25 protein-coding genes are annotated in these 24,780 nt (G+C 50.2%); 23 read left to right on the top strand and 2 right to left on the bottom strand.

The window, feature by feature from the left end; genetic code table 11:
- Positions 1-398 precede the first annotated feature (398 nt).
- Complete coding sequence (locus tag REH51_RS02845) at positions 399-1,055, bottom strand: histidinol-phosphatase (protein WP_009721776.1); 657 nt, start codon at positions 1,053-1,055, stop codon at positions 399-401.
- A 175-nt stretch (positions 1,056-1,230) separates the two neighbouring features.
- Between REH51_RS02845 and REH51_RS02840 the strand changes: the two genes are divergently transcribed.
- Both REH51_RS02840 and ptsP read left to right on the top strand, forming a co-directional pair.
- Positions 1,231-1,728, top strand: a complete 498-nt coding sequence (locus tag REH51_RS02840; protein ID WP_009721777.1) for an RNA pyrophosphohydrolase — start codon at positions 1,231-1,233, stop codon at positions 1,726-1,728.
- A gap of 155 nt (positions 1,729-1,883) precedes the next feature.
- Complete coding sequence (gene ptsP, locus REH51_RS02835; protein WP_009721778.1) at positions 1,884-4,145, top strand: phosphoenolpyruvate--protein phosphotransferase; 2,262 nt, start codon at positions 1,884-1,886, stop codon at positions 4,143-4,145.
- 8 nt (positions 4,146-4,153) lie between these two features.
- Here ptsP and REH51_RS02830 read toward each other — a convergent pair whose 3' ends face one another.
- On the bottom strand, positions 4,154-4,933 hold the full coding sequence (locus REH51_RS02830) for an NRDE family protein (RefSeq protein WP_039868443.1): 780 nt from the start codon (positions 4,931-4,933) through the stop codon (positions 4,154-4,156).
- 165 nt (positions 4,934-5,098) lie between these two features.
- On the opposite strand from REH51_RS02830, the gene REH51_RS02825 reads away from it, so the two are divergent.
- The 21 genes from REH51_RS02825 (at position 5,099) to REH51_RS02725 (ending at position 24,759) form a co-directional block, all read left to right on the top strand.
- Entirely contained in the window at positions 5,099-6,265 is a 1,167-nt protein-coding gene (locus tag REH51_RS02825; protein ID WP_498936794.1) for a response regulator, read from the top strand.
- Positions 6,262-7,059, top strand: a complete 798-nt coding sequence (locus REH51_RS02820; protein WP_009721781.1) for a sulfite exporter TauE/SafE family protein — start codon at positions 6,262-6,264, stop codon at positions 7,057-7,059. Before REH51_RS02825 ends, REH51_RS02820 begins: the two co-directional genes overlap by 4 nt.
- A gap of 49 nt (positions 7,060-7,108) precedes the next feature.
- Positions 7,109-7,897 (top strand): prolipoprotein diacylglyceryl transferase, encoded by a 789-nt coding sequence (gene lgt, locus REH51_RS02815; RefSeq protein WP_009721782.1) that lies wholly within the window; start codon positions 7,109-7,111, stop codon positions 7,895-7,897.
- A 332-nt stretch (positions 7,898-8,229) separates the two neighbouring features.
- Positions 8,230-9,003, top strand: coding sequence for a thymidylate synthase (locus REH51_RS02810; protein ID WP_234668056.1), 774 nt, complete (start codon positions 8,230-8,232; stop codon positions 9,001-9,003).
- Positions 9,000-9,539 carry a dihydrofolate reductase gene (locus REH51_RS02805; RefSeq protein ID WP_009721785.1) on the top strand — a complete coding sequence of 180 codons (540 nt, stop codon included), beginning with the start codon at positions 9,000-9,002 and terminating at the stop codon, positions 9,537-9,539. Before REH51_RS02810 ends, REH51_RS02805 begins: the two co-directional genes overlap by 4 nt.
- 22 nt (positions 9,540-9,561) lie before the next feature.
- Complete coding sequence (locus REH51_RS02800; RefSeq protein WP_498936792.1) at positions 9,562-10,485, top strand: ProQ/FINO family protein; 924 nt, start codon at positions 9,562-9,564, stop codon at positions 10,483-10,485.
- Between the two features lie 263 nt (positions 10,486-10,748).
- Positions 10,749-11,834 carry a porin gene (locus REH51_RS02795; protein WP_498936790.1) on the top strand — a complete coding sequence of 362 codons (1,086 nt, stop codon included), beginning with the start codon at positions 10,749-10,751 and terminating at the stop codon, positions 11,832-11,834.
- Positions 11,835-12,335: 501 nt separating this feature from the next.
- Positions 12,336-13,106, top strand: a complete 771-nt coding sequence (locus REH51_RS02790) for a lipopolysaccharide biosynthesis protein (protein ID WP_498936788.1) — start codon at positions 12,336-12,338, stop codon at positions 13,104-13,106.
- Positions 13,107-13,108: 2 nt separating this feature from the next.
- A complete protein-coding gene (locus tag REH51_RS02785; protein WP_009721789.1) occupies positions 13,109-14,344 on the top strand; it encodes a hypothetical protein in 1,236 nt (411 codons plus the stop codon).
- Complete coding sequence (locus REH51_RS02780; RefSeq protein WP_498936786.1) at positions 14,341-14,802, top strand: oligosaccharide biosynthesis protein Alg14; 462 nt, start codon at positions 14,341-14,343, stop codon at positions 14,800-14,802. The genes REH51_RS02785 and REH51_RS02780 overlap by 4 nt, the downstream gene beginning before the upstream one ends.
- Positions 14,799-15,305 (top strand): glycosyltransferase, encoded by a 507-nt coding sequence (locus tag REH51_RS02775; protein WP_009721791.1) that lies wholly within the window; start codon positions 14,799-14,801, stop codon positions 15,303-15,305. The genes REH51_RS02780 and REH51_RS02775 overlap by 4 nt, the downstream gene beginning before the upstream one ends.
- A gap of 119 nt (positions 15,306-15,424) precedes the next feature.
- Positions 15,425-16,423 (top strand): glycosyltransferase, encoded by a 999-nt coding sequence (locus REH51_RS02770; RefSeq protein ID WP_234667730.1) that lies wholly within the window; start codon positions 15,425-15,427, stop codon positions 16,421-16,423.
- A gap of 5 nt (positions 16,424-16,428) precedes the next feature.
- Positions 16,429-17,814: an undecaprenyl-phosphate glucose phosphotransferase gene (locus tag REH51_RS02765; RefSeq protein ID WP_498936784.1), complete on the top strand. Its 1,386-nt coding sequence runs from the start codon at positions 16,429-16,431 to the stop codon at positions 17,812-17,814.
- Positions 17,815-17,944: 130 nt separating this feature from the next.
- A complete protein-coding gene (locus tag REH51_RS02760) occupies positions 17,945-19,216 on the top strand; it encodes an O-antigen ligase family protein (RefSeq protein WP_009721794.1) in 1,272 nt (423 codons plus the stop codon).
- Between the two features lie 261 nt (positions 19,217-19,477).
- A complete protein-coding gene (locus tag REH51_RS02755) occupies positions 19,478-19,903 on the top strand; it encodes an RT0821/Lpp0805 family surface protein (RefSeq protein WP_498936782.1) in 426 nt (141 codons plus the stop codon).
- Positions 19,903-21,627 carry a polysaccharide biosynthesis/export family protein gene (locus REH51_RS02750; RefSeq protein WP_009721796.1) on the top strand — a complete coding sequence of 575 codons (1,725 nt, stop codon included), beginning with the start codon at positions 19,903-19,905 and terminating at the stop codon, positions 21,625-21,627. The genes REH51_RS02755 and REH51_RS02750 overlap by 1 nt, the downstream gene beginning before the upstream one ends.
- A gap of 84 nt (positions 21,628-21,711) precedes the next feature.
- Entirely contained in the window at positions 21,712-22,524 is an 813-nt protein-coding gene (locus REH51_RS02745; protein WP_009721797.1) for an ABC transporter permease, read from the top strand.
- Between the two features lie 3 nt (positions 22,525-22,527).
- Positions 22,528-23,625 (top strand): KpsE/RkpR family capsule polysaccharide export protein, encoded by a 1,098-nt coding sequence (locus tag REH51_RS02740; protein WP_498936780.1) that lies wholly within the window; start codon positions 22,528-22,530, stop codon positions 23,623-23,625.
- 280 nt (positions 23,626-23,905) lie between these two features.
- The gene (locus tag REH51_RS02735) at positions 23,906-24,265 is read left to right on the top strand and encodes a DUF4258 domain-containing protein (protein ID WP_221927876.1); all 360 of its coding nucleotides are present in this window, start codon (positions 23,906-23,908) and stop codon (positions 24,263-24,265) included.
- Complete coding sequence (locus tag REH51_RS02730; RefSeq protein ID WP_009721800.1) at positions 24,265-24,456, top strand: DUF2283 domain-containing protein; 192 nt, start codon at positions 24,265-24,267, stop codon at positions 24,454-24,456. Before REH51_RS02735 ends, REH51_RS02730 begins: the two co-directional genes overlap by 1 nt.
- A 180-nt stretch (positions 24,457-24,636) precedes the next feature.
- Complete coding sequence (locus REH51_RS02725) at positions 24,637-24,759, top strand: hypothetical protein (protein WP_009721801.1); 123 nt, start codon at positions 24,637-24,639, stop codon at positions 24,757-24,759.
- Positions 24,760-24,780 lie beyond the last annotated feature (21 nt).

Here is a 24,780-nt window from a genome sequence, read left to right as displayed (position 1 = left end):
CGGGGCAGAGCCATAGCCGTTCGCGGGTGCCTCATTTGCTCGTGCCTCGCAAGATGCGTTACCACGCGCTACGTTTCAACGTATTGAATTAACGGGTTTGTAGCGCGGTGTAAGCGTCAGCGCACCCGCGGGGCAGAGCCTTAGCCGTTCGCGGGTGCCTCATTTGCTCGTGCCTCGCAAGATGCGTTACCACGCGCTACGTTTCAACGTATTGAATTAACGGGTTTGTAGCGCGGTGTAAGCGTCAGCGCACCCGCGGGGCAGAGCCATAGCCGTTCGCGGGTGCCTCATTTGCTCGTTCCTCGCAAGATGCGTTACCACGCGCTACGTTTGCAACGTATTGAATTAACGGGTTTGTAGCGCGGCGTAAGCGTCAGCGCACCCGCGGGGCAGTTGGCTCAATCCCGCAAGCTCATAATACGCCATTGGCGTTCTTCGGCCACTTGGCGAAGAGTGTCGTCGGGGTCGACGGCTACTGGGTGCTCCACTTGTTCAAGCAGGGGAAGGTCGTTGTGGGAGTCGCTGTAAAACCATGCGCCGTCCATGGTGAACTCTTGGCCCTCAAGCCACTGCTTTAAGCGGGTCACTTTGCCTTCGCGGTAGCTGGGAGTGCCCGCTACACGGCCAGTGTAGCGCCCATCGGCTATTTCCGGTTCAACGGCAATCAAGGCGTCAACGCCCAAGCGGTCGGCGATGGGGGCGGTAATAAAGCGATTAGTCGCGGTAATGATCAGCAGCGTATCGCCTTTTGTACGGTGCCGGGCCAACAGTTCTTCTGCTTTAGGCAAGATATTCGGCTCGATTTTGCTGGCCATAAACTGCTGGTGCCAAGCAGCTAACTGCTCTGGCGTGTTTTCAGCCAGTGGCTTCAATGCCATTTCCAAAAAGGCCGCCATATCTAACGTGCCTGCGTTGTAGTCGGCCATAAAGCGCTCATTGGCCTCGCGGTAGGCAATTGGATCAACTGCCCCCTGTTCGAGCAAAAACTCGCCCCAGGCATGATCGCTGTCGATGGATATCAGCGTATTATCCAAATCGAAAATAGCCAGACTCACGGCGCTCCCCTTATGGTTAAGTTGGTCGTCAATATTGGTCGTTAGCGATGGTTCGCAAAGCGGCGGATTATCGCAGAGTCACCTTGGTTTAACCACTTAGCGTTATATTGTATTGATACGCTTGTCTCCCTTGTGGAAAAATGGGGACAACTGAAAATTTATTAAGGTGATGTCCGTGATCGACGCTGACGGCTTTCGCCCCAATGTTGGCATTATTATTGCCAATAGCCAGGGGCAGCTGCTTTGGGCGCGTCGTGTAGGGCAAAACGCGTGGCAGTTTCCCCAGGGAGGCATCAAGGCAAACGAAACACCACATCAAGCGCTTTTTCGCGAGCTTTTTGAGGAGATCGGTCTAACCGCCGACGATGTTGATATTGTCGCTTGTACCCGGGGATGGCTGCGCTATCGTCTACCACGACGCATGATTCGCACCCACTCACGGCCGGTTTGTATCGGCCAAAAGCAGAAGTGGTTTTTACTCAAGATTCGCTGCCAAGAAAATCGAATCTGCATGACGGCAACGCCTAAACCCGAATTTGATGGTTGGCGATGGGTAAGTTACTGGTACCCACTAGGGCAAGTGGTGCCGTTCAAACGTGAGGTATATCGGCGCGCGCTACGGGAGCTTTCTCCTCGCGTTCAGCGCTTGGCGCAACAAGATAACGATGGATAACGTGCACTCCACTGTTTTGCAAGAACCGTTTTGAAAGAACCGTTTTGAAAGAACCGTTTTGAAAGAACCGTTTTGAAGGAACTGTTCTAAGTAAACAGTGACAGCTGGCCGAAAATCCCTCAGCGAGGCAAATAATAGTGAATAGAAAAACGTCCATGCTTGAGGTGCTGCGACGCGTTATTCAAGAAGTGAATGGCGCAAGAAACCTCGACGCCGCGCTGTCAACGATGGTACGCCGCATACGCAAGGCCATGCAGACTGATGTGTGCTCCTTCTATTTATATGACAAGGAGCTTGAGTCACTCGTATTAATGGAAACGATAGGCCTACGTACTCAAGCGGTAGGTCGCGTCGTGCTACCGCTAGGTGAAGGCCTAGTGGGGTTGGTTGCTAAGCGCAGCGAACCGCTTAACTTAGAAGATGCTCAGTCCCACTCCCACTTCCGCTATTTTGAAGCAACCGGTGAAGAGCGCTATTCCAGCTTCTTGGGGGTGCCGATTATTCATCAGCGCCTCATGTTGGGCGTTTTAGTCGTACAGCAAGCCGAAAAACGTCAGTATGACGATGAAGATGAAGCTTTCCTTGTCACCATGGCTGCCCAGTTGGCAGGCGTACTGGCCCACGCGCTTGCTACCGGCAACCTTTCACGGCCTGCGCTTCCGGGTGGTCAGGCCATGTTTAAAGGCGTGGCGGCTTCCCCAGGTATGTCCATAGGTGAAGCGGTAGTGATTACGCCGCCCGCTGACCTGAACAGCGTACCCGACCTTATTCCCAGCGACCAAGATTACGAAGTTGCACGATTAAAAGAAGCCATTGGCAAAACACGCGATGAAATTCGCGCAGCGGCAGAGCGCTTGGTTAATCGTATTTCTTCCCAAGAGCTGGCGCTATTTGACGTTTATCAGCAAATGCTTGGCGAAGCGGCGCTCTCTGAAGAAGTTGAAAAGCGTATTCGTGAAGGGCAGTGGGCTCCTGGGGCATTAGCCGATGTGGTGCGCCGCCATGTGCAATACCTTGAGCGCGTAGACGACGACTATTTGCGTGAGCGGGCGGCAGATATTCGCGATCTTGGTCGCCGTGTGCTGGCGCATCTTCAAGAAGACACGCCTTCCACGCCAGAAACCTATCCAGAAAACGCCATTTTGGTAGGTGATGAAATTAGCGTTGCCATGCTTGGAGAAGTGCCAAGAGACAAGCTAAAAGGCTTGGTGTCCGTGCGTGGCTCGAGTACCTCACATGTTGCGATTGTAGCCCGCGCCATGGGTATTCCTACGGTACTTGGGATGGTGGATCTCCCGTTGCCGCGCTTAAACGGCGCGCCGGTAGTGCTTGATGGCCACCGGGGGCGGCTATTTGTGCGCCCAGCGCCAGAGCTAAGAACCCGCTACGAAAGCTTGATTGCCGAAGAAACCGCGCTGAGTGAGCTACTGGAGCACGAGCAAGACCTGCCCAGTGAAACGCCAGATGGCCATGCCATGCCGCTAATGGTTAACACCGGTCTGGCGGTTGATGCCTCGGCGTTGCTGAAAAGCCGTATCGGCGGCGTAGGCCTATACCGCACCGAAGTGCCATTTATGATTACCGAGCGCTTCCCCGGTGAGAAAGAACAAATGCGCATGTACCGCGAGCAGTTAGAAGGCTTTTCGCCACTGCCGGTGGTAATGCGAACGCTGGATATCGGCGGCGATAAAGACCTTCCCTATTTTCCCATTGAAGAAGCTAATCCATTCTTGGGCTGGCGGGGAATGCGGGTAACCCTCGATCATCCAGAAGTATTGATGGTGCAGCTGCGTGCCATGCTGAAAGCGTCGCATGATTTGAATAATCTCTACGTGCTCTTCCCGATGATTACCAATGTGGAAGAGGTCGACGAAGCGATTCGTCTGCTGGATCGTGCCATTCTTGAGCTAGGCGAAGAAGGTATTGTTGTCGAACGGCCTAAAGTAGGCGTAATGATTGAAGTGCCTGCGACTATTTATCAAATGGATGCGCTGGCGAAACGGGTCGATTTCTTCTCGGTAGGCAGTAACGACCTTACCCAATATTTGCTCGCGGTAGATCGCAATAATCCTCGCGTCTCTAGCCTGTACGATGCGTTGCACCCAGCGCTGCTAGGCGCGCTGCAAGAGCTCGCTCAGGATGCTACTCGGCTAGAAAAGCCTATATCGCTTTGCGGCGAATTAGCAGGTGACCCCGCTGGTGCGCTGCTATTAATGGCCATGGGATTCACCAGCCTTTCTATGAATGCCCCTAGTTTGCCCCGAGTGCGGGCTGCTATTCGCCGAGTGTCGATGCAAGATGCACAAACGCTGCTTAAAGAGATCATGGATCTGGATACACCAGCATTAGTGCATGAACACCTCAATCAGCGTATGGATGAGTGGCAGCTTTCACACTTAATGCCACCACGAGATTAATGCTGGGGCTAATTGAGTGCTAGGGGGCAGGGTGTTGTCAATGTGGTTTCTCCCTCAAAACGACCGAGTGGTCCAAACCGCTGCTCGGTAATTTTTACCTGCCTCTGGTGGTTTAGCGTTAGCCAAGTGGTTGCCCGGGTGCCGTAATGTTCACCAACAATAAACGCGGAAGAGAGCTGGCGCTCTAGCGTTAAACCCACCCCGGTATCCGGTAGCTGCTCATCAGGTGCGGTTTGCGAATCATGCAGCGCATGCTGCGTCGCGGTCTGCCACTGTTCGTCGGCGCTGTTTAACAAGGCGTCGCGAACCAGGTTCAATTTTGGCCAGGGAGTATTAAGGGTGGCGTTTGACAAGCCATGAACCCCAGGTGGGATTCGGGTAAGTACTACCCCATGACGGCCGCGGTGCAAGTGCCACATGTGGTGTTGTGTGGCAACCAACAGATTAAATCCGGCATAGCGGTGGGCGGTCGTGCGTTCCTGTGCTTTAAGCCATGCCTCTACATCGTTGCTTTGTAAGACGCTCGCAACGAGTTCGCCTCGGCTCGGCGCGTTGGCCGGCGTCGCCAGCGCGGGGTCACGCACATTAGTCAATGCTGCGACAACGCCTTGAGAGTTGGCGGCTAACCATGTACCACCAGCTTCCAAGTCGCGTCCTCCCAGCAAAGCAGGGTACTCTTCCCAATGAGCAAGAGGAGCCGTAGGCCGCTGATGGAACTCATCCCGGTTACCTGCCAAGCGCAATGGTATTGAAGAGCCAGGAGACCAAGAAAAAGTGATTAAGCACATAAATAAGGCTCGCGAATAGTAACAGGAAACCAATCAGCCAGTGTGGTATGACAGTATTGATGCGTAGACATACACTTAACATTAATATAAATATGCTTAGCCATGCTATGGCTGCCAACATGTTAAGGCGTAATATTTAAGAAGCCACCTAGGAAGGCGCACACTATGCAACGCTATCAGCGAGAGCACTTCTGGAATGCGATTGTTTGGCCCACTCTGTGGCCTCTTTTACTCATTCAGGCGGCCCTGGTACTGCTTTGTGTGTTGGTAGGGTTGGTAGTCTGGGGGCTTTCCCCCAGTCAAACAACGTGGAGCACCACCCTATGGCTGACCCTCGCGTTGCTTCTGGGCAGTTGTTTAAACGTTGGCGTTTTTTTGATGCTGGTTAAGAGTCGTGCAAAGCAAAAAGATGCCCGTTTCATGCATGAGCTGGCAGAGCTAGAGCGCCAAGCCGCCAAGTTAGTTAATCGGCAGCCTGATCAGGCTCATGCGCAGGCGAAAGAGTTTGACGAGGAACTACCGCTTAACCGTCTGGCGATAGTCAATCAGTTGTTGGCAGATGTTATACGCGCTGAAGAGGATACCCAGACCCCAGCTTCTTCAAGCGAGCCAGTTAGGCCCGATCAAGCCCTACTCGATGATCTGCATCACCAGCAAAAACAGTTGAAACACCTTATTGCTGGGCGCGACCGTGCGCGGGAAGAGTCACGTTTGAAGTCTGGCTATCTAACGTTACTACAGCGTGAAGCTGACGGATTGTTTGATCATTTAGGCGATATGTTGGAGACGGATTATTCAGAAACATGCCAACAGAATATTACCTATGTGCGTGAACGACTGGCGGATATACGCGCACTGCTTACTAACTTTGTTCAGCAAAGTGTCAATGAAACAGATGTTTATGAACAATCGTTTCCCGTTTCAGATCGCAAGCTGCGTATTTTAGTGGTAGATGATGGGCCCGTTAATTTAATGCTGGCACGTCAAATGCTGGAAACCCAGGGGCTTCAGGTAGATGGCGTCAGTAGTGGCGAGCAGGCCTTAGACTGCCAGCAAATGATTTTTTATGATCTGGTATTTATGGATATTTTTATGCCGACCTTAGATGGGCTAGAAACTGCACGCCGCTGGCGAACTTTCGAACGTCATAGTGGCGGTCAGCGACGCAGTGTCTTGATTGCTCTCACCGCAAACGTTGATAGCGCCGGATATGGCGCTTATAACGCTGCAGGTATGGATGACGTGCTAGCCAAGCCCTACAAACCCGAGACACTACTTAGCATGATTACCAAGTGGGTGCCCGGCGCGAATAACCCGGTGCAAAATAAATGACAGTATTGAGTATTTTAGCAGGGTATTTGTTGCTAGGCGCAGTGGCAGGGACCATGGCCGGTTTGTTTGGGGTAGGGGGCGGTTTAATTATTGTGCCTGCGCTTGTCTTTGCGTTTAGCCTACAAGGGGTTGCTCCTGAAATCACCATGCATCTTGCAGTAGGCACCTCCCTAGCGACGATCGTGGTCACGGGGGCTTCGTCAGCGTTAGGACACTTCCGAAAAGGCAGTATTCATAAACCATGGTTCATGGCGTTGTTGCCCGGACTTATGTTGGGAGCTATCGGTGGTGTATTTATCGCAGACAACCTTTCTGGCACCGTTTTGGGAACGTTATTCGGGGTGTTTGTATTGCTGCTAGCAACCAAAATGGTTTTTGGTCTTTCGCCAAAGCCTGGCAGTACACCACCGGGAAATGTTGCGATGACCATTGCTGGCGGCGTAGTGGGGGCTATATCAGCACTGTTTGGTATTGGGGGAGGCACAATGACAGTGCCTTGGCTTTCACGTTGTGGTGCTAGCATGACCCAAGCGGTGGGAACTTCTGCCGCCTGTGGTTTACCAATAGCGGCGGTTGGGGCGTTAACGTTCATTGTTGTGGGGTGGGGGAATCCGCTTCTTCCTCAATGGACGACTGGCTTTGTCATGTGGCCAGCCTTTATCGGCATTGTGCTAACAAGCGTACCGTTTGCACGGGTTGGAGTTCGTTTGGCTCATGTCCTCTCGGCCACTGTGCTGAGATTTTCATTTGCAACGCTGTTGGCTGTCGTGGGCTTGCGCTTCATATTGGCGTAATTCACTTATGTCACGCTGCTGTTTTTTCCTGTTTGCTTAGAGATTCTCGATGATTAATTACCCAACGATCGACCCTGTAGCGATTTCACTTGGCCCGCTGCAGGTTCATTGGTACGGCTTAATGTATGTGGTGGGGTTTGTTGCGGCATGGTGGCTAGGGTGTAAACGGGCGCCACGTATTGGGCTGACCAAGGATGATATCGGTGACCTGCTCTTTTACTGCGCCATAGGTGTAGTGGTGGGAGGGCGATTAGGATACGCACTGTTTTATGGCCTAGGGCAGTGGGCGGCTGACCCGCTATGGGTGTTCCGCGTATGGGATGGCGGCATGAGTTTCCATGGTGGTTTATTAGGGGTGCTACTTGCCGCATGGCTATTTGCACGCCGTAAACAACTGGCGTTTCTCACCCTCACAGACTTCATTGCTCCGCTGGTGCCGATTGGTTTAGGCGCAGGACGGATTGGTAATTTCATCAACCATGAGCTGCCAGGTCGTGTGACGTCGCTACCCTGGGGCATGCCATTTCCTGGTATGGGACCAGAACCACGCCACCCTTCAGCGCTTTACGAAGCCGTCCTGGAAGGTGTCGTACTGTTTGCCATTCTGTGGTGGGTATCTGCCAAGCCACGAGCCAGAGGATTTGTCTCAGGCTTGTTCCTGTTAGGCTACGGCGTCTTCCGCTTTATAGTTGAATTTGTACGTATGCCGGATGCCCACATTGGCTATCTCGCTTTCGGCTGGTTCACCATGGGTATGCTGCTGACGCTCCCGATGATCGCCTTGGGCCTTGCTTTCATTGCTTGGTCGCGTAATCAACCCATCGATGCCAAGGTGTAGCGCGTTGCAAGGCGCAGCGCACCAGCGATGGTGCGCCAGCGCGAAACGGCGCTGTTATTAAGCAAGGCGGCTGTCGCCGTTGCTGGTGACTCATTTGCTCGCTCCCCACAAGACTTGTTACACCGCGCTACGATAATCGCAATAGATTGACGTTAAAGGTTTTGTAGCGCGTGGTAAGCGAAGCGCACCCGCGAAGGAGGCCTAATTAGGCTCGACCTACCCCCCTATACCAGCCTAGAATACCCACCTACATTGCCTGTTAATCTGGAATTTCTGTGACTGCAATAACGTCCACGCCGAAAGAAGCGCTTGACCAGCCATATCTCGACCTAATGCGCACCGTGCTGGAGCAGGGCATTGACCGGAATGACCGCACTGGCGTTGGTACGCGTTCAGTGTTTGGTCATCAAATGCGTTTCGATCTCTCTCAAGGCTTTCCGCTGTTAACCACTAAAAAACTGCATCTGCGCTCTATTATTCATGAGCTGCTGTGGTTTCTTAAAGGTGATACCAATATCGGGTATCTCAAAGAAAATGGCGTGCGCATCTGGGACGACTGGGCCGACGAAAACGGTAATCTTGGTCCTGTTTATGGCTACCAGTGGCGCAGCTGGCCGAATCCCAATGGCGGTAGCGTCGACCAGATTTCTAACGTGTTAGAGCAAATTCGTACCACGCCTCAATCGCGGCGACTGATTGTTTCAGCCTGGAATCCAGGTCAAGTCGATGAAATGAAACTGCCGCCTTGCCACTGTTTATTTCAATTTTATGTGGCCAATGGGCGTCTCTCGTGTCAGCTTTACCAACGCAGTGCAGATATCTTTTTAGGCGTGCCGTTTAATATTGCAAGCTATGCGTTATTGCTCAGTATGGTGGCTCAAGTAACCGGCCTAGAGCCTGGCGAGTTTGTGCATACGCTGGGTGATGCCCATCTTTACAGCAACCACTTAGAGCAGGCCCAGGAGCAGTTGAGCCGCACGCCTAAAGCGTCGCCACGTTTGGTGCTTAACCCCCAGGTAACCAATTTGTTCGATTTCACCTTTGACGATATCCACATCGAAGATTATGAATCGCACCCCCATATCAAAGCGGAGGTGGCGGTATGAGCCAGCAGCAAAATGCTTATGACCCCCTGGTGCCAATAGCGATGATTGTGGCGATGGCCAAAAACCGGGTGATTGGTGTAGACGGTAAGCTGCCTTGGTATCTACCTGAAGATCTAAAGTTCTTCAAGCGCATGACCCAGGCCAAGCCGCTCGTCATGGGGCGCAAAACCTATGCGTCGATAGGCAGGCCGTTGCCTAATCGGCTCAATATTGTGGTAACCCGTGATACAAACTTTGCCGCCGAGGGCGTGCGGATTTGTCATGAGCTACCAGCAGCATTGGCATTAGCCGACCAACAGGCCACCATTGAAGCCGCCGAAGAAATCATGGTGATGGGAGGAGGAGAAATTTATCGGCAAGCGCTTCCCCATGCCCAGCGGCTTTATATTACTGAAGTGGATATTGAAGTCGACGGTGATGCCGTTTTTCCAGAATTCTCAATGGAAGAGTGGCAGGAAGTTCAGCGTGTAGCGGGCAAGCCAGCGGAAGGGCAGCCCCAATACGACTTTGTAGTTTATGAGCGGATCGCCGACTGATCAGCGCAAAGGAGGAGGGGGTATGGCCGAAACAACAGTGCTGGATCTGTTAGAAACATTAGAAACGCACCTTGAACAGACCAAGGCCAAACTGAACGCGTTGCGTGAAGAGAACGCAATGCTAAAACGGCAGTTGGCTGATCAGGTGCCACAGAGCCAGCCGTCTTCGCAGCCGTTACACAGCCCATCCCAGCCTGATCCCTTTATCGCTGAACCATTGGCAGAAGATGCAAGGCCTTCCTCAGAATTACCCGACACACAGGTAACTAGCGAAGCCGCTGCCGCAGAAGCATCGCTTATAGGGGCTGTATCTGTAGAGAAAATACCAGATGACAAGGTAGTCACAGATAAAGTAACTATAGATAAAGTAATTACAGATAAAGTAGCTACAGAATCCGTCATTGCAGAGAAGGGAACTGCAGAACCAGCACCGCAACCGCCTTCTCCCCAAGCGCTTTTGCGCCAGTGGTATAAACGCTATCCGCACGCGTTTTTCACTGGACATACTAAACCGCTAAAAGTGGGCATTCATCAGGATTTAGCTCAATGTGAACCCTGGTCGGGGAAATTAATTCGCCGAGCACTAGCAAACTATGTAAATCTGCCACGTTATGTGAAATCCATGCGAGAAGGGGCTGAGCGAATTGATTTAGATGGAAACCCGGCAGGCAAAGTCGATAAAGAAGCGGCGCGACATGCCAGTGAGCGGCGAAAAGATAAGCAAGACAGCAATCCATCAAAACAAGCGCCGCCTTCAGAAAATAGAAAGCCGCGACAGCCATCAAGACAAACACCCCAAAAAGTACCAAACAATCCTGGCTCCACGCCGGAGAAAGTAGGTGTGCAGGGCGGCAGGGGGGATACGATGGAAAAAGCTAAAACAGCAGAGCCGCTTAGTTTAGAAGATAAATTAAGAGGACTTCAGCAAAAATTTCCCGGCCGCTGAGACCTGCCAGTTGCCCATGGGTTCCTTAAAAAAATGCAAATCGTAAAAAAACACTGTTTTTTTCTATTGCGTTCACTGGAATCCCAGTATAGAGTTTGACCTGCGAGCATTGGACTATAACAAGGCTTAGTTGAGGACATGCCGCATACCACCGGGAAAAACCGGAGGATGGCATAAAGAGCATGGCCCGCAAGCCAGCTGCAGACTTCACGATAAGTTTGCGGTAACGATCGAAACAGTAAGCTAGTTAAGGAACCTACATCATGAAAAAGACACTTTTAGCGACTGCTATCATTGGCGCCCTCGGTGCCTCTGCTGCCGCTCAAGCAGCTACCGTTTATGACCAAGACGGCACCAAACTTGATGTCTATGGCCGTATCGCCATGGGTATCGCTGGTGGCGGCCCCGAGGTTGATGACGATGGCGCCAAAATTGACAACAGCGAAGAGTTCGTTGACGTCTATTCTCGTCTTGGCCTGCGCATGAGCCACGAAGTTAACTCTGACCTGACCGCTTTCGGTCGTCTAGAGTGGCGCTTCAAGGGTGACGAGCGTTACACCGAGTCTGGCTTCACTGAAATTCGTCAGAGCTACCTGGGCCTACAAAGCAAGCAGTACGGTACCATTCAAGGCGGCAACTTCGACAGTTTCTACAACCAGTTTGTTTCTCTGCCGTTCGATGTTTACATCGACCGTGGCTTAGAATTCGCTGGTCACCCGAAACAGTCGCGTGGCGACTCAATCGGTTACTACACGCCTGATCTAGAAGGCTGGACAGCCTTCCTGCAGCTGAAACACTACAGCGAGCGCGGCCGTTTTGAAGATGTGCCTGGTGGCGCTACTGGTGTACGTGAAGAAGGCAACGTAGTTGCTGCACAAGGTGGCGTACGCTACGAGCAAGGCCCGATCACTGTAGGTCTTGGCTTCGTTGACGACGTTGAGCGTGGCGGCGGGAACGGCGAAATCCTGGGTGGTTTGATCGGTTCTTACGCAGTAAACGATCAGCTGTCAGTTCGTCTGGGTTACGAAGGTCGTGAAAACAACGAAGACCTACGTCTTCGTGAAAACGGCTACGACAAAGTTGGTATTGGTGCAACTTACACCACAGGTCCTTGGGCATTCGCTGGTGATTACTACCACGTCAGCCGCGACGGCATCAATCCTGAAGGCGAGAAGAACGGCGACAGCAACGCATGGGCTTTGGGTTCTTACTACAAAGTTTCCAGCGCGTTTGACGTTTTCGTAGAAGTTGCTGATGGCGACGCACCGTCTATCAATCGTGACGAAACTACTCTGAGCGATCTGACTGACAACGTTTATTGGCTGACAGGCGCGCGTTACCACTTCTAAGCTTGGCTCAAGCCATGTTTAGCAGGTAACCCCTGTTAGTTAAAATAGAACCGGCCTCATTACGAGGCCGGTTTTTTTATGGTCTTAATACGCCAATCCGAAAAGAGCCTTTGCGCCTGCCGCTGAGTGTTAAACTGCAGTGTAGAATAGATGGTTGTGATAGGGCGTTCTCATGAAAAGTATTAAAATTTGAGGTCGCGGCTAAGCGTATTTTGAACCAAAATGAAGAAAGTCGGGGTAAACCTTAGCTACGTTGAGTTACATAGCTGCTAGCAAACAGGTATGATAACCCTAGAAATTAGCAGTATTTATACCGCAAAAAAATAAGAGGATGAGTGAGCAAGATGTTGGCACCATCGTTCACAAGCACCCAGCGCAACAGTTAAAAAATATAGAAAAAATGAGTGCGTAGTAAGTCAATGTCGATAATTAGTGGTTAGAAATAATAATCATTACACATAAGTGGTATTTAAAAGCTCCATGAGGAATGAGAGAGAGTGTATGGATAGCAACGATGCGGGTAAGGCTGAAAATATAACACTGGTTGACTTTGTGGTGCTCTTGCTCCGACAGTGGAAGGGAATGTTTAGCTGTATAGTTATAGTGCTATTGATTACTGTTTTAGTTATATTTTTAAAGCCAGTTAAGTATGAATTTACAACAATGTATAGCGTCGCTTCCTATGAAACAGTTGAAGGGGTGAAGAGAGGGTTGGAAACGCCTGAGGAAGTTATTGCAAAAGTTAATAATGTTTTTTTAGAGCAGCAGCAACGTAACATGTTGTCAGATAGCAGTGTTTTAGAGCTGCCTTTTGAAGTTAGTGTTAACAATCCGAGAAATACTCTACTGCTAAGAGTGACCAGTTTGTCAGAGGACGAGCATCAACCGCTTATTGAGCGCTTTCATGATGGCCTTGTTCAAGCGATAGAAAACGATCAAAGTAATTTAGTCAATACGCTAAAGAATAATCTTCAATATCAGTTTGAAGCATACTCAGAAGCATTAGAGGCTGCTCGCACTAGCAGTAGTGAAACTGCTGGTGAGCTTGAGGCGGGCTATTTTGAAAAGGTGTTTCTGCTAGAGCGCCGGATTGACAGTATTAATGAAGGCGACGCATCTCAGCTGGCAGTGAGAGGCCTGGAGCCTGTTGGGTTGGGCAGGAGCTTTATTATGGCAGTAGGCCTGTTGCTGGCGTTTCTATTTGCACCTATTGCTGCGGTAATGAGCATTTTTGTGAAAAAAGTGCGCGTTGCCTATCAACGTGGCGATTAGCCATGGATGTAAAGGTTAAAACCTGTCTCGATATCACGTTGTTGATATTTTTGATGCTATGGCCAGCCGTAGATACCTTAAATGGCTACTTCCATTACCAGGAGGTGGCAATGCCGAGTATATCTGCTCCCTATAAAGCCTTGGGCTTCATAGGTGTTGTGCTTATGTTGCTGGTGTATCATCCCTGGCGTTTTTTTCAACTGCTGATCATGATCGCGTTGTTAGTAGCCAGCATTGCTTACCAAATGTTTGTTTACGGTGCGGCAACGGAAAGCACTACTTGGGCTGTAAGAGGGCTTTTGACGCTTGCTCTGCTGTTTTATCTAATAGGCGAAAGTGCTAACGGCAGCTTTTGGAGTGGAGAAAAGATAGCCGCGCTGATGCTTATTTATTTTGTTGCTATGGCGGCGAACGTCACTCTGGGTGTTTTTGGTGTAGGGGAATCTCAGTACGCAGGCGGAATAGGTGGCAAGGGCTTTATTATTGCTGGTAATGAAATGAGCTATTTAATGCTCGCTTCAGCAAGTATCGTTCTTTTTTATATCGCCGAAAATAAAAACGTTTGGGTGCTATCTAGTGTATTTCTGGTGCTACTGTTTTTTTTCCTTATGAAAGCCACTAAAGTTGCCATGATTGGGATTTGTCTTGCCTATTTATATGCTTTGATTCACGGCGGGTACTTTAATGTAAAACGTATTCCTGTCATTTATATATTAGGCCTGGGCGGTGCGTTTGCTATGTCAGTGCTGGGTTATCAGTTTATTCAAGCAACTGGCTTGCTTGATCGAATTATATATCTTTATAGCCTGCATGGCGGTATCTGGGGAGCGCTGCTTAGTGGTCGCGTCACCTTCTTACAAGATGCCTTTAGCCAAGTGATTATCGATTTCAGTTTTCTTGATGTGTTTTTCGGAGTTGGTGTAGATCATCTGTTGGCAGTTAGGGGGTCATTAGTCGAGATTGATTTAGTCGATGTGTTCATTGCCTTTGGTATTGTGGGTCCTCTCGTTTTTTACTTCCCGTGGTTATTAGTGCTTAAGTGGTCCAGTCAGTTGTTTGCTAGCAGTCCAAAAGATAGCGTTTGCTTTATGCTGCTTGCTATTACGTTGATAGGGGTCAGCTTAACCGCAGGGCATGTTGTAAATTCTGGTATCGCATCTAGTGCTACCGCTTTTTTAGTCAGTTATGTCTATAGGGTGAAAGAGAAGCGTGCCTCGTTTCAAGGAGAAGGTAAATGAGAATTTTGATGGTGGCTTCTTTTGGCGGTCATTTTATACAGCTTAAACGTTTGTATAAACAAATAAAGGGTGAAGCGAATGACGGTAATACGTCGTTCGTTTTCGCAGTAACTGAACAAGATGTACAGGTTGATGATGTAAATGCGCTCTATTTCACGAATGTGCACCGCGATAGCGGTATATGGAAAATTCTAGGTGCCTTTCGCCAGGCATCAACACTGCTAAAGCAAGCTAAACCAGATGTTGTTATTTCAACGGGTGCACTGCCGGGGCTTATTGTTTGTTTTGTGGCTAAATTAAAAGGTAAGAAAGTTATTTGGCTCGATAGTATGGCAAATTATCAAAAGCTGTCTTTTTCAGGAAATATTGCAAAATTTTTCTGTGACGTATGCCTAACACAGGGGGAACCCCTAGCCACGAACGACAAGCGCGTTGGCTACTGGGGGAAGGTATTATGATTTTTATCACAGTAGGTACCCAGCTGCCTTTTGATAGATTGCTTGAATATTTTGAAGAGTGGCGCACAGACGTGGGCTACTCAGGCAAGGTTGTTGCTCAAATAGGTGAAGATAGCCACTTCAGCAGCCCCTCGATAGAAATTTTTAAAACATTATCGAGTGAGCAGTACTACCACTGGTTCTGTCAGGCTGAAGGGATAGTGTCTCATACAGGCATGGGCAGTATCTTGTCATGCCTCGACCATGATAAGCGAGGCGTATTCCTGCCGCGTCAATACGCATTAGGCGAGCATCGAAACGACCATCAGCTAGATACTGCTCAAGCTTTCAGTGGAAAGTATCCCACACTCGAATTTTGTGCGGATAAAGCAGCCTTCTTCAGTGCGTTAAACAAGCTTATTGATAGGCGCGACCCACAAGAAGCATTGGTAGATCAAGAGAGCAGCAGCGAGCTAGGCGATAATATTGCGACATACCTTGGCATAAAGGGAGCGCTGTTGTGAGCCATGTCTTGATTTGGACTAATATGTATCCATCCGAGTCAGCGCCGCACTACGGCACATTTGTGCGCTCAACCGAGCAGGCATGGAGAAAAGCGCTCGGTGATAAAAATGTCGAGCTAGTGGCTATTAAAGACAAGCCCTCCGGAGCACTAAGCAAAATCAAGCTTTATGCAGGCCTGCTAAGCAGATGCTGTGTGTCACTTTTTAAGCAGCCAACTGGAACTGTGCTCGAAGTGCATTACCCAGTCTACTTTCTGCCTATCTTGTATTTAGCGAGTTTGTTGAAGGCCAAGCGCTTTTATATCGTGCTTCGTTTCCATGGTACTGACCTAGACCAAATCATGCAGTCGTCACTGTTTCGTATGCTTTTTCGTCGCATACAAAAAAGGATTGACCTGTGTGTCGCCCCTTCAGGATACTTTCGCCAAAAGCTAAGTCATGAGCTTCAGATTCCCATTGAACGGGTCATTAAAGTTTACCCAGATAACATTGGGGAAGAGTTTGTTGCCGCCAGTAGTGAGCTTAATATCAGAGCAGAAGATTTTTTTACAATTGGCTGCGTCTCAAGGTTGGAGCCCAATAAGAACTGCCAAGAATTACTCCAGGCCTTTGCGGAGTTAACAATACCCAACAAACGTTTGGTGATGATCGGTGACGGCTCTCAGCGTGATGCGTTAGAGGCGTTAGCAGATCAGCTCAGCGTAAGGGAGTTGGTAACCTTTACAGGGGCGCTTCCCCGCACAAAACTTCCGAGTGAAATCGCCCAGTTTTCCGTATTTGTATTTCCTTCTGTTAAAGAAAGTTTTGGTTTAGTCGCTGTAGAGGCACTCGCGTGCGGCGTACCCGTGATTGCTAATGCCAAGCTTCACGCGGCAAAAGAGTATTTAGAAGAAGCGAGAAATGGCTACTTTTATCACAATGGAAAAGAGGGGCTGCAAGAAGCCATAGAAGCATTTTATGCACTACCACCTGCTCAGCGTTCGGTGTTATCAGAGCAGGCCTCCTTGGTGGGCAAGCAATTTAATTACGAACAGGTCTTCACTCAAGGCGTAAGTCAAATTCTGGATAGGCAGCAGGGCGATATAGCCGATGATGAACAAACACGTGGCAGGAGATAACAACGATGGGTAATCCAAAAACAATGACGTTTTCGGAGCGTTACCCACCGCAGGTGGTATTTCCGTTTTTTGATGTGTTCGCCATTTTTGTGGGCGGTTGGCTGGCACATCTCATGCGCTTTGGCTCGTTTCAGCTTCATGAGCGGTATGTGTTGGCGTTAATCTGCATTGCTTTATTGGTGTTAGTGATCAACAGCATGTCAGAGAGCTATAAACGTTGGCGAATCACGCCCGTTTATCACATGTTGGCAAAACTCTTGTTGGTCTGGTTAGCCGTTGGAATTACCGCCGCATCATTAATCTATTTCGCTCACGCCGCAGAGCGTTACTCAAGGCTGTGGATAGGGTTAACGCTAGTGGCGTCTTTTCTAATGGCGGGCGGGGCGCGGTTGCTGGTTCAGTTAGGGCTGCGGCACGTGCGTTTGCGAGGTGGTGCGCGTCGGCCAGTATTTCTAATTGGGCCAAGTCAAAACGTACTCGATGTTGCCAAAGGGATTCGTAGTGCCTCTTGGGAAGGCCATACTATTGCCGGTGTTGAGCGTATTAAAGCGCCACTTAATGATGTCTGTATAGATCGCATTGCGCGACGTATCAATGAATCTAGCGCTCGGGAAGTGTGGATCTGCGTGCCCTTTGAAATGGGTGAAACGGTGCGAGCACTGTTTTACGCGCTGCGTAATCACACCGCGGAAGTGCGTTTTATTCCCGCTTTTCAAGATATGCATCTGCTGAATCATCGCATGTCGGAAGTGGCAGGCCATTACGCCATCGATTTAAGCGTTTCCCCAATGAGTGGCATGTCACGCTTTATCAAGCGTTCTGAAGATGTTGTGATCGGGTCGTTAATTTCCCTGCTTATATTGCCGGTATGTGCGGCGATTGCGTTAGCCATTAAGCTCACATCTCCGGGGCCGGTGCTTTTCAAGCAGTATCGAGAAGGCTCCAATGGGCGACACTTTAAAGTCTATAAATTCCGCTCTATGCACGTGCACAATGAAAATAATGGGCAGGTCACCCAGGCGAAGAAAAACGATAGCCGTATTACCAAAATTGGTGCGTTTTTAAGGCGCACATCGTTAGATGAGTTGCCGCAGTTTTTCAATGTGCTGCAGGGGCGAATGTCGATAGTTGGGCCGCGCCCTCACGCATTAGCTCATAACGAGCAGTATAAAGAGCTGGTTGAGTCTTATATGCGACGCCATAAGGTAAAGCCTGGCATTACTGGCTGGGCACAGGTCAACGGGTTGCGGGGGGGAACGGACACCCTGCAAAAAATGCAGCGGCGCGTCGAGTATGATCTTTGGTACATCGATAACTGGTCTTTATGGCTGGATCTAAAGATCATTGTAATGACTGTTTTTAAAGGTTTTATCAATAAAAACGCCTACTAACAAAATGATATAAAGTACGCTTTTCAAGGTGATGGTTGGCTCGACAGTATAAGCCCTGTAATAATGTAAGCCCGTGTGAAGGCTTATCGGCTTTTGCGAGTGTTCAACAGTCATTAGGAACCTTGCTTTGATGGTGTCTCAAAATTCGCCTGCAAACGGCACACTATACACGCCACACTGGTTAACTAGTGTGGCGATTTTTCTGTTAGGAGCCTTGTCGCTGGTGATCCCTAGTGGCTATTCGCTGGGGGCTGTGGTTCTGTTTTTCGCGGGCGTTGGTCTTTTGGTAATGAGGCGTTTGCCGCAGTTCACCGCCCAAGATCGATGGGTCATCGCCGCTTTAATGGCCTATGCACTGGTTAGCCTGGCTGAGGTCTGGTGGGATGCACAAGGCAGTAGGGGGATCGATAAACCCATTCGTTTTATACTCGCCGTCCCTGCGCTGTGGTGGGTAATTGCCCACCCTCCTAAACTCGCTTTTTTATGGGGAGGGATCGCTGTTGGGGCGATATCTGCTGGCAGTTGGGCAGGGTGGCAAAAGTTATTTGAAGGCGTTTCGCGCGCAGGAGGCCACACCCACGTTATCCAATTTGGCAACCTAAGTATGTTGTTAGGGGTGCTTTGTTTAGCAGGGCTTGGGTGGGCAGTTGTTCAGCGTCAGCGCAACGGATGGGTGGCTTTCATGCTGCTGGGGGCGATGGGCGGCATACTAGGCTCGCTATTTTCAGGCAGCCGAGGTGGCTGGGTAGGGTTTCCTATCGTGTTACTGGTGCTATATCGCGCTTACGGAACAGGGCTTTCACCGAAGCTAAAAGTAGCGGCTATTGTGGCAGTATTAACCGCTGGTATCGCCGTCTACGCAGTGCCACAGCTTGGTGTGCAAAGTCGTGTTCATCAAGCGGTTAGTGATGTCAATTTGTATATCTCAGGCGAGAACCGCGCTACCTCGGTGGGGTCTAGGTTTGAAATGTGGCGTGGTGCAACGCTGCTAATTCAAGAGAAACCGTTGGTAGGTTGGGGAAGTAACGGCTACGAGCAAGCGATGGCGGCGCTGGGGGAGAAGGGCGTTATTAATCAAGAAGCCGCTCAGTACGGCCATGCGCACAATGAATTTATTGACGCCTTTGCCAAGCGTGGTTTGATTGGCCTGTTTGTTTTGTTAGCGCTATACATTATCCCTATGCGACTGTTTGCCAAGCAGATAAAAGCCGATAACTTAGCAGTTCGTGCCATTGCTACCGCTGGGGTGCTGCTGCCAGTCACCTATATCGACTTTGGCCTATCTCAAGCGTTCCTGACGCATAACAGCGGTGTAATGATGTATGCTTTTTTACTAGCCTCGTTTTGGGGTATCTATGCAAACCTTACGAGGGAAGCTAATCCTGCTATGAGTCAAAGTTGATTTTTAAGTTGTTGATCCCGTGATGAAAAAAGCCAGCTTTCATAAAGCTGGCTTTTTTTATGTGTATCATTGGTAATGTAGCAAAATTTAATTAATTGATTGTATAAGGTTTGTCAACGTAGAGCCTCGCTTGTTAATACCTTACAATGGCATCGCTTTGTTAGCACAGGTTAACCACTTTTTAAGCCGCACAGCGTAGGGCAAGGGAATACGCCCGTTAGAATCCCTGGGCGGTAGCGTGCCTTTTTACTGGAAATCATCATGTCAAATAGCCTACTTTCTCTGACGCGGCCAGCTCGCATGCTGTTGGCAGCGTTAAGCGTTGCCGTAGTAAGCGGCTGCGCTACCTATCCCAACAGCACACAGCAGCAAGCCCAATACGTGCTGAATACCGACTCAGCTAGACTGTTGGGTGACGACAACCTCAATGGCTTTCTATCTCAAGCGCCAGCCGGGGCAGTCATGAACCTAGTGCGCAGCCCTTGGGGTGATAACGTCGAAATCATTGCCGGTGCTCCCTATCTACCCGCCAGCGGCAGAGCGTGCAGGCAACTGCGTGTAACAGAAGCCGGAGGCAGCGCTGCCCGCACCGCCCTCACTTGCGAAACTCCCAATGGCTGGGTTAATCAGCGGGTGCTGAGTCAAAGCACCTCCGTTACATCCTCTGCAGCACAAGGGCGCTACTAATGAACGCTATTCGTCTCCTTAAACGGCTTTCGTTTAAACGCCCTCTTGCCGTTGCTTCTTTTGTTGTCATCAGCAGTGCCATAAGCAGTTCGGGGTGGGCGCAAAGCATTAGCTTGCCCAATACTATTCTGCCGGAAGGGCAGGCTCGCGAGCAGCAAGAGCAGGTGGATGATACGCCCCGCGCCGATTGGCGAAGCGGCACCTATGGGCCTGTTAGCGCTCAGCCGCAAAACCCTGATGCGTTACCACCGTTTGGGGCCAATCTGTTTAGCGGTGGGTTTCGTGGCGCTATGGGCGATGGCCTGAACGCTAGCTACCAAGTAAAGCCCGGTGATCAAATTACCGTGCGCGCCTGGGGAGCGTTTGAGTTTGAACGAGTGATACCTGTAGATGCTCAGGGCAATATCTTTATTCCTGGTTCTGGCCCATTAAATGTAGAGGGCCAAAATAGCCAGCAAGTAGAAAGCAGTGTGCGCGGTGCCATTACGTCGGTTTATCCAGAAAACGTACAGGTCTACACCAACGTACAGGGTGTTCAACCTGTTGCTGTTTTTGTGACAGGCTATGTTGAAAACCCAGGTCGTTTTGCAGGCACACCAAACGACTCGGTGCTCTATTTCCTCGATCAAGCAGGCGGTATCGACCAAGACTTAGGCAGTTATCGTCAAATTCGCGTGATGCGTAACGACCGCACTGTTGCCACGGTCGATCTCTACGACTTCCTTATCAATGGCTCTATTGCCCGTCCGCAGTTTCAAGACGGCGATACCATTGTGGTAGAAGAGCGCGGCCCCGCGATTGCAGTGGGGGGTGATGTGCACCGCGAGCACCGTTATGAGCTACTGGGCAACCAATTAAGTGGCGCTGAATTAGTTAATCTGGCGCGCTTGAGAAGTGGTGTTTCCCATGTTCTGCTACGCGGCAACCGGGAAGAGGGGCCCATTGCCCAATATTTCCCGATTGATATGTTCTACGGCCAAACCATTCGTAGCGGCGATGAAGTCCTGTTCAGTGCCGATAAGCGCAGTGAAACCATCGTGGTTGAAGTGGAAGGCAGTTACTACGGGCCTTCACGTTACGCGTTACCCCGTGATGCACGCTTAAGCGAACTACTCGATGCCATTCCGGTGCCTGAAAACATGACCGCAGTGGAAAGCATCTCGCTACAGCGTGAAAGCGTCAGGCAGCAGCAACAGCAATCCATGGAAGATAGCTTACGCCGCTTAGAAACCACCTACCTAAGCGCTGAATCCAGCACTAATGAAGAAGCTCGAATTCGCGCTCAAGAAGCCGAACTTATCCAAAACTTCATTGAGCGTGCCCGCGAGCTAGAACCAAGTGGCCGTTTGGTGGTTGCCTACAACGACCGTATTTCCGATATCCGTCTGCAGGATGGCGACGTCATCACCATTCCTGAGTTGAGTGACTCCATGCTCATCAGCGGCGAAGTACTCGTGCCCCAAGCAGCGGTGTTCCGTCCTGGCATGAATGTGATTGATTACATCGAAAGTGCTGGTGGCTTCACCAACCGCGCCGATGAAGACCACATTCTCGTTGTTCGTCAGAACGGTGCAGTAGAAAACGCTCGCAACGTCAACTTGCGCCCTGGGGATGAAATTCTTGTCATGCCCGCTGCACCTACCCACAATCTGCAGCTAGCCTCTACGCTCACGCAGATATTGTTCCAAATCGCTGTCGCTACTCGCGTCGCAGTTGATCTGTAAATGGTGAAGGGTGAGGTGTGAGGGGTAAAACCACTAACACCTCACGCCTCACGCCTCACATCTCACTTATTTAAAAGTAGAGCTATGGCAAATGTAAAAGGCGCGCCGAAAGGCGCCCGCACGCCTTGGCAAGTCACTCGTAGCGTTTGGTACGCCATGTTCGTGCGAGAAGCGCTCTCCCGCACCATGGGCGACCGCATGGGCTGGTTCTGGATGGTTTTCGAGCCGTTTGCCCTGGTGGCAATTATGGTGGGTATTCGTAGCTTTGTGGGTGGTGGTGGACGCCTAATTACTAATGCTCCCTTTATGCCGTGGATGATTACAGGGATGATGGGCTTTTTTCTTGTGCGTGAGGGTATGATTCGCGGCATGGGTGCAATTGATGGTAATAAAGCACTGTTTGCCTACCGCCAAGTACAACCGATTGACCCGGTATTAGTGCGTAATTTTCTTGAAGGAACGTTACGCAGTTTGGTTTTTTTGATCTTTATTGGTGGTGGATTAATGCTGGGGCTAGATATGTACCCAGATAACGCGATACGCGCTATTGCGGCTTGGTTGTCACTTTGGAGTTTAGGCTTAGGGGCAGGGCTGGTCACATCTGTTGCTGCAACATTAGTGCCTGAAATAGGTATTGTCATTCGCATGATTTCGCTGCCACTATTAATTATTTCTGGTGTTATTTTGCCATTAAATAGTCTGCCTCACTGGCTGCTGGAATACTTAATGCTGAACCCCATTCCTCATGGATTAGAAACACTTCGCTTAGGGTTTTTCGAAAATTATGAAGTGGTGCAAGGTACCAGCATGCTTTACATGTGGCTGTTCACTTTCACCTTAATATCGCTAGGTTTGCTGATGCACCTGCGCTTTGTTGATAAGTTAAAGGCAAAATAATTCATGCAAGTTTCCCTGCGTCGATTTGTAAAAACATCTCCCCACTGGGCGTTAGCATTTATTGCTATTTTGCTAGTGTCTTTTTATTGGTTTGTATGGGCAGAAGAGCGCTATGTGTCTCGGGCTACCGTGGTGCTAGAAAGCCCCCAGGTAGCCACGCCGGAATTCAGCCTTTCCTCCTTGATGGGCGGCGGTGGGGGGAATACGGCCGATCTTTTGCTGCTTCGAGAGCATCTACTTTCTGTTGATATGCTGCGCCTGCTTGATGAGCAGCTCGATATTCGCCAGCACTACAGCGAACACGGCGATATTTTTGCCAAGCTGCGCGACCCTAATGTCCCCATTGAAGACTTGCACAAATACTATCTGCGCCGGGTTGAGGTAGAGTTGGATGAATATGCCGGCGTTCTGAATATTCACGTCCAAGGCTACACACCAGAATTCGCCCGAGATATGGCTGGGCTGCTGCTAGACGCTGGCGAAAACCACATGAATACAATGGGCCACCGCTTAGCGGAAGAGCAGGTTCGCTTTTTAGAACAGCAGATGATTCGCCTGGAAGATCGTTTTCGTGATACCCGCACTGAGCTGCTCGAATTTCAAAACGAGTACGGCTTAGTATCGCCAACCTCCACGGTGGAAAGCATCAACCAAGTAGTGGCTACGCTAGAAGGCGACTTGGCCCGTTTGCAAGCGCAACGTAACGCGTTGGCCAGTTTCCAAAGCTCGCAATCAGCTGAGCTACGCCAAGTAGAGCGCAGCATCACCGCATTGCGAGATCAAATCGTCGAGCAGCGTGACCGCCTAGCGCAAGCAACGGGGAATTCGCTAAACCGCATATCTGCGGAATACGAAACGCTAGAGCTTCAAGCCCAGTTCGCACAAGAAACTTACTCCAGCGCGTTAGCGGCGTTGGAAAATACCCGCTTGGAAGCCGCCCGTCAGCTTAAACAGGTGAGCGTGCTGCAAAGCCCGCTATTCCCAGAATACCCAACCGAACCAAACCGCCTTTACAACAGCAGTGTATTTGCCATCATCACTATCTTCTTAGCCTTCATTTTCAGCATGATCATGATGATTGTGAAGGACCACAGGGATTAAGGTGGAATTTTGTAGCGCCGCGTAACGAGGTCGCGGGTGCGCTTCGCTTACCACGCGCTACAAAAACCGAAAGGCAAACGTGTAGCGCCATGCCACAAAACCCGAAAGGCAAACGTGTAGCGCGGTGTAACGAATCTTGCGAGGCACGAGCAAATGAGGCACCCGCGAATAGAAGCGCCATGCCACATAACCTGAAAGGCAAATATGTAGTGCGGCGTAACGAGGTCGCGAGGAACGAGCGAAACCGAGGCACCCGCAACGGCGGCGTAGCCGCCCCGCAATGTTACCTGCTCAATATCAGGCGGCGCAGCCGCCTAAAAGCTCCCTACCGTCAACGCTTCGCGCTACATTACCTGATTTGAAAAATGAGCTAGCCTTAACTATGTATAGCCATCGATTTAACTCAGACATACACATCACTCGTCATGCTAGCGAAAGAATGGCTGCTAGAAACATAAATGATGGTGAGTTAATCGAATTGATAGAAGCAGGCACGGTTAAGCATAAAGATGATGTGCGAGTGTGGGTGGCAAAAAATTTTGATAATAGGCAAGACAATCTCTTATGCGTTGCAGCAGTCCTAGAGGACAAAATTGTAGTGAAAACGGTAATGCATCATTTTGAGTGGGAGGAAAAGTAATGCGGACTACTTACGATGAGGCAGACGATATTTTAGTGCTGCATTTGTCTGAAAAAACGACCATCAAAGAAGTGTCTCAAGACTGGAATACGCATATTAGCTATGCAGAAGACGGGACAATCACAGAAATCGTTATTTTAGATGCCTCTAAGCAAGGGGCTTGGCCACTTTTGAAAAGTCAAGCTGCCTGAAATCTAACGCCGTGCCTATGCTGCACATTGCCCGCGGGGGCGCTTCGCTTACCACGCGCTACAAAACCCGAAAGGCAAACGTGTAGCGCCATGCCACATAACCCGAAAGGCAAACGTGTAGCGCGGTGTAACGAATCTTGCGAGGCACGAGCAAATGAGGCACCCGCGAATAGAAGCGCCATGCCACATAACCTGAAAGGCAAATATGTAGTGCGGCGTAACGAGCGAAACCGAGGCACCAGCAACGGCGGCGTAGCCGCCCAGCAATGTTACCTGCTCAATATCAGCACCGACGCCAACTAGCGCCACCGAAAAAGGAATTTC

The sequence above is a fragment of the Halomonas bluephagenesis genome (genome assembly GCF_054790765.1).
The sequence above is the reverse complement of the archived record's forward strand: the minus strand, read 5'-3'. Positions and strand labels throughout refer to the sequence as shown.

Coding starts and splice junctions, on each gene's coding strand:
- ptsP (WP_009721778.1), top strand. CDS start 1,884: ATGCTTGAGGTGCTGCGACGCGTTATTCAAGAAGTGAATGGCGCAAGA.
- REH51_RS02830 (WP_039868443.1), bottom strand. CDS start 4,933: ATGTGCTTAATCACTTTTTCTTGGTCTCCTGGCTCTTCAATACCATTG.
- REH51_RS02825 (WP_498936794.1), top strand. CDS start 5,099: ATGCAACGCTATCAGCGAGAGCACTTCTGGAATGCGATTGTTTGGCCC.
- REH51_RS02820 (WP_009721781.1), top strand. CDS start 6,262: ATGACAGTATTGAGTATTTTAGCAGGGTATTTGTTGCTAGGCGCAGTG.
- lgt (WP_009721782.1), top strand. CDS start 7,109: ATGATTAATTACCCAACGATCGACCCTGTAGCGATTTCACTTGGCCCG.
- REH51_RS02810 (WP_234668056.1), top strand. CDS start 8,230: ATGCGCACCGTGCTGGAGCAGGGCATTGACCGGAATGACCGCACTGGC.
- REH51_RS02805 (WP_009721785.1), top strand. CDS start 9,000: ATGAGCCAGCAGCAAAATGCTTATGACCCCCTGGTGCCAATAGCGATG.
- REH51_RS02800 (WP_498936792.1), top strand. CDS start 9,562: ATGGCCGAAACAACAGTGCTGGATCTGTTAGAAACATTAGAAACGCAC.
- REH51_RS02795 (WP_498936790.1), top strand. CDS start 10,749: ATGAAAAAGACACTTTTAGCGACTGCTATCATTGGCGCCCTCGGTGCC.
- REH51_RS02790 (WP_498936788.1), top strand. CDS start 12,336: ATGGATAGCAACGATGCGGGTAAGGCTGAAAATATAACACTGGTTGAC.
- REH51_RS02785 (WP_009721789.1), top strand. CDS start 13,109: ATGGATGTAAAGGTTAAAACCTGTCTCGATATCACGTTGTTGATATTT.
- REH51_RS02780 (WP_498936786.1), top strand. CDS start 14,341: ATGAGAATTTTGATGGTGGCTTCTTTTGGCGGTCATTTTATACAGCTT.
- REH51_RS02775 (WP_009721791.1), top strand. CDS start 14,799: ATGATTTTTATCACAGTAGGTACCCAGCTGCCTTTTGATAGATTGCTT.
- REH51_RS02765 (WP_498936784.1), top strand. CDS start 16,429: ATGGGTAATCCAAAAACAATGACGTTTTCGGAGCGTTACCCACCGCAG.
- REH51_RS02760 (WP_009721794.1), top strand. CDS start 17,945: ATGGTGTCTCAAAATTCGCCTGCAAACGGCACACTATACACGCCACAC.
- REH51_RS02755 (WP_498936782.1), top strand. CDS start 19,478: ATGTCAAATAGCCTACTTTCTCTGACGCGGCCAGCTCGCATGCTGTTG.
- REH51_RS02750 (WP_009721796.1), top strand. CDS start 19,903: ATGAACGCTATTCGTCTCCTTAAACGGCTTTCGTTTAAACGCCCTCTT.
- REH51_RS02745 (WP_009721797.1), top strand. CDS start 21,712: ATGGCAAATGTAAAAGGCGCGCCGAAAGGCGCCCGCACGCCTTGGCAA.
- REH51_RS02740 (WP_498936780.1), top strand. CDS start 22,528: ATGCAAGTTTCCCTGCGTCGATTTGTAAAAACATCTCCCCACTGGGCG.
- REH51_RS02735 (WP_221927876.1), top strand. CDS start 23,906: ATGTTACCTGCTCAATATCAGGCGGCGCAGCCGCCTAAAAGCTCCCTA.
- REH51_RS02730 (WP_009721800.1), top strand. CDS start 24,265: ATGCGGACTACTTACGATGAGGCAGACGATATTTTAGTGCTGCATTTG.
- REH51_RS02725 (WP_009721801.1), top strand. CDS start 24,637: ATGCCACATAACCTGAAAGGCAAATATGTAGTGCGGCGTAACGAGCGA.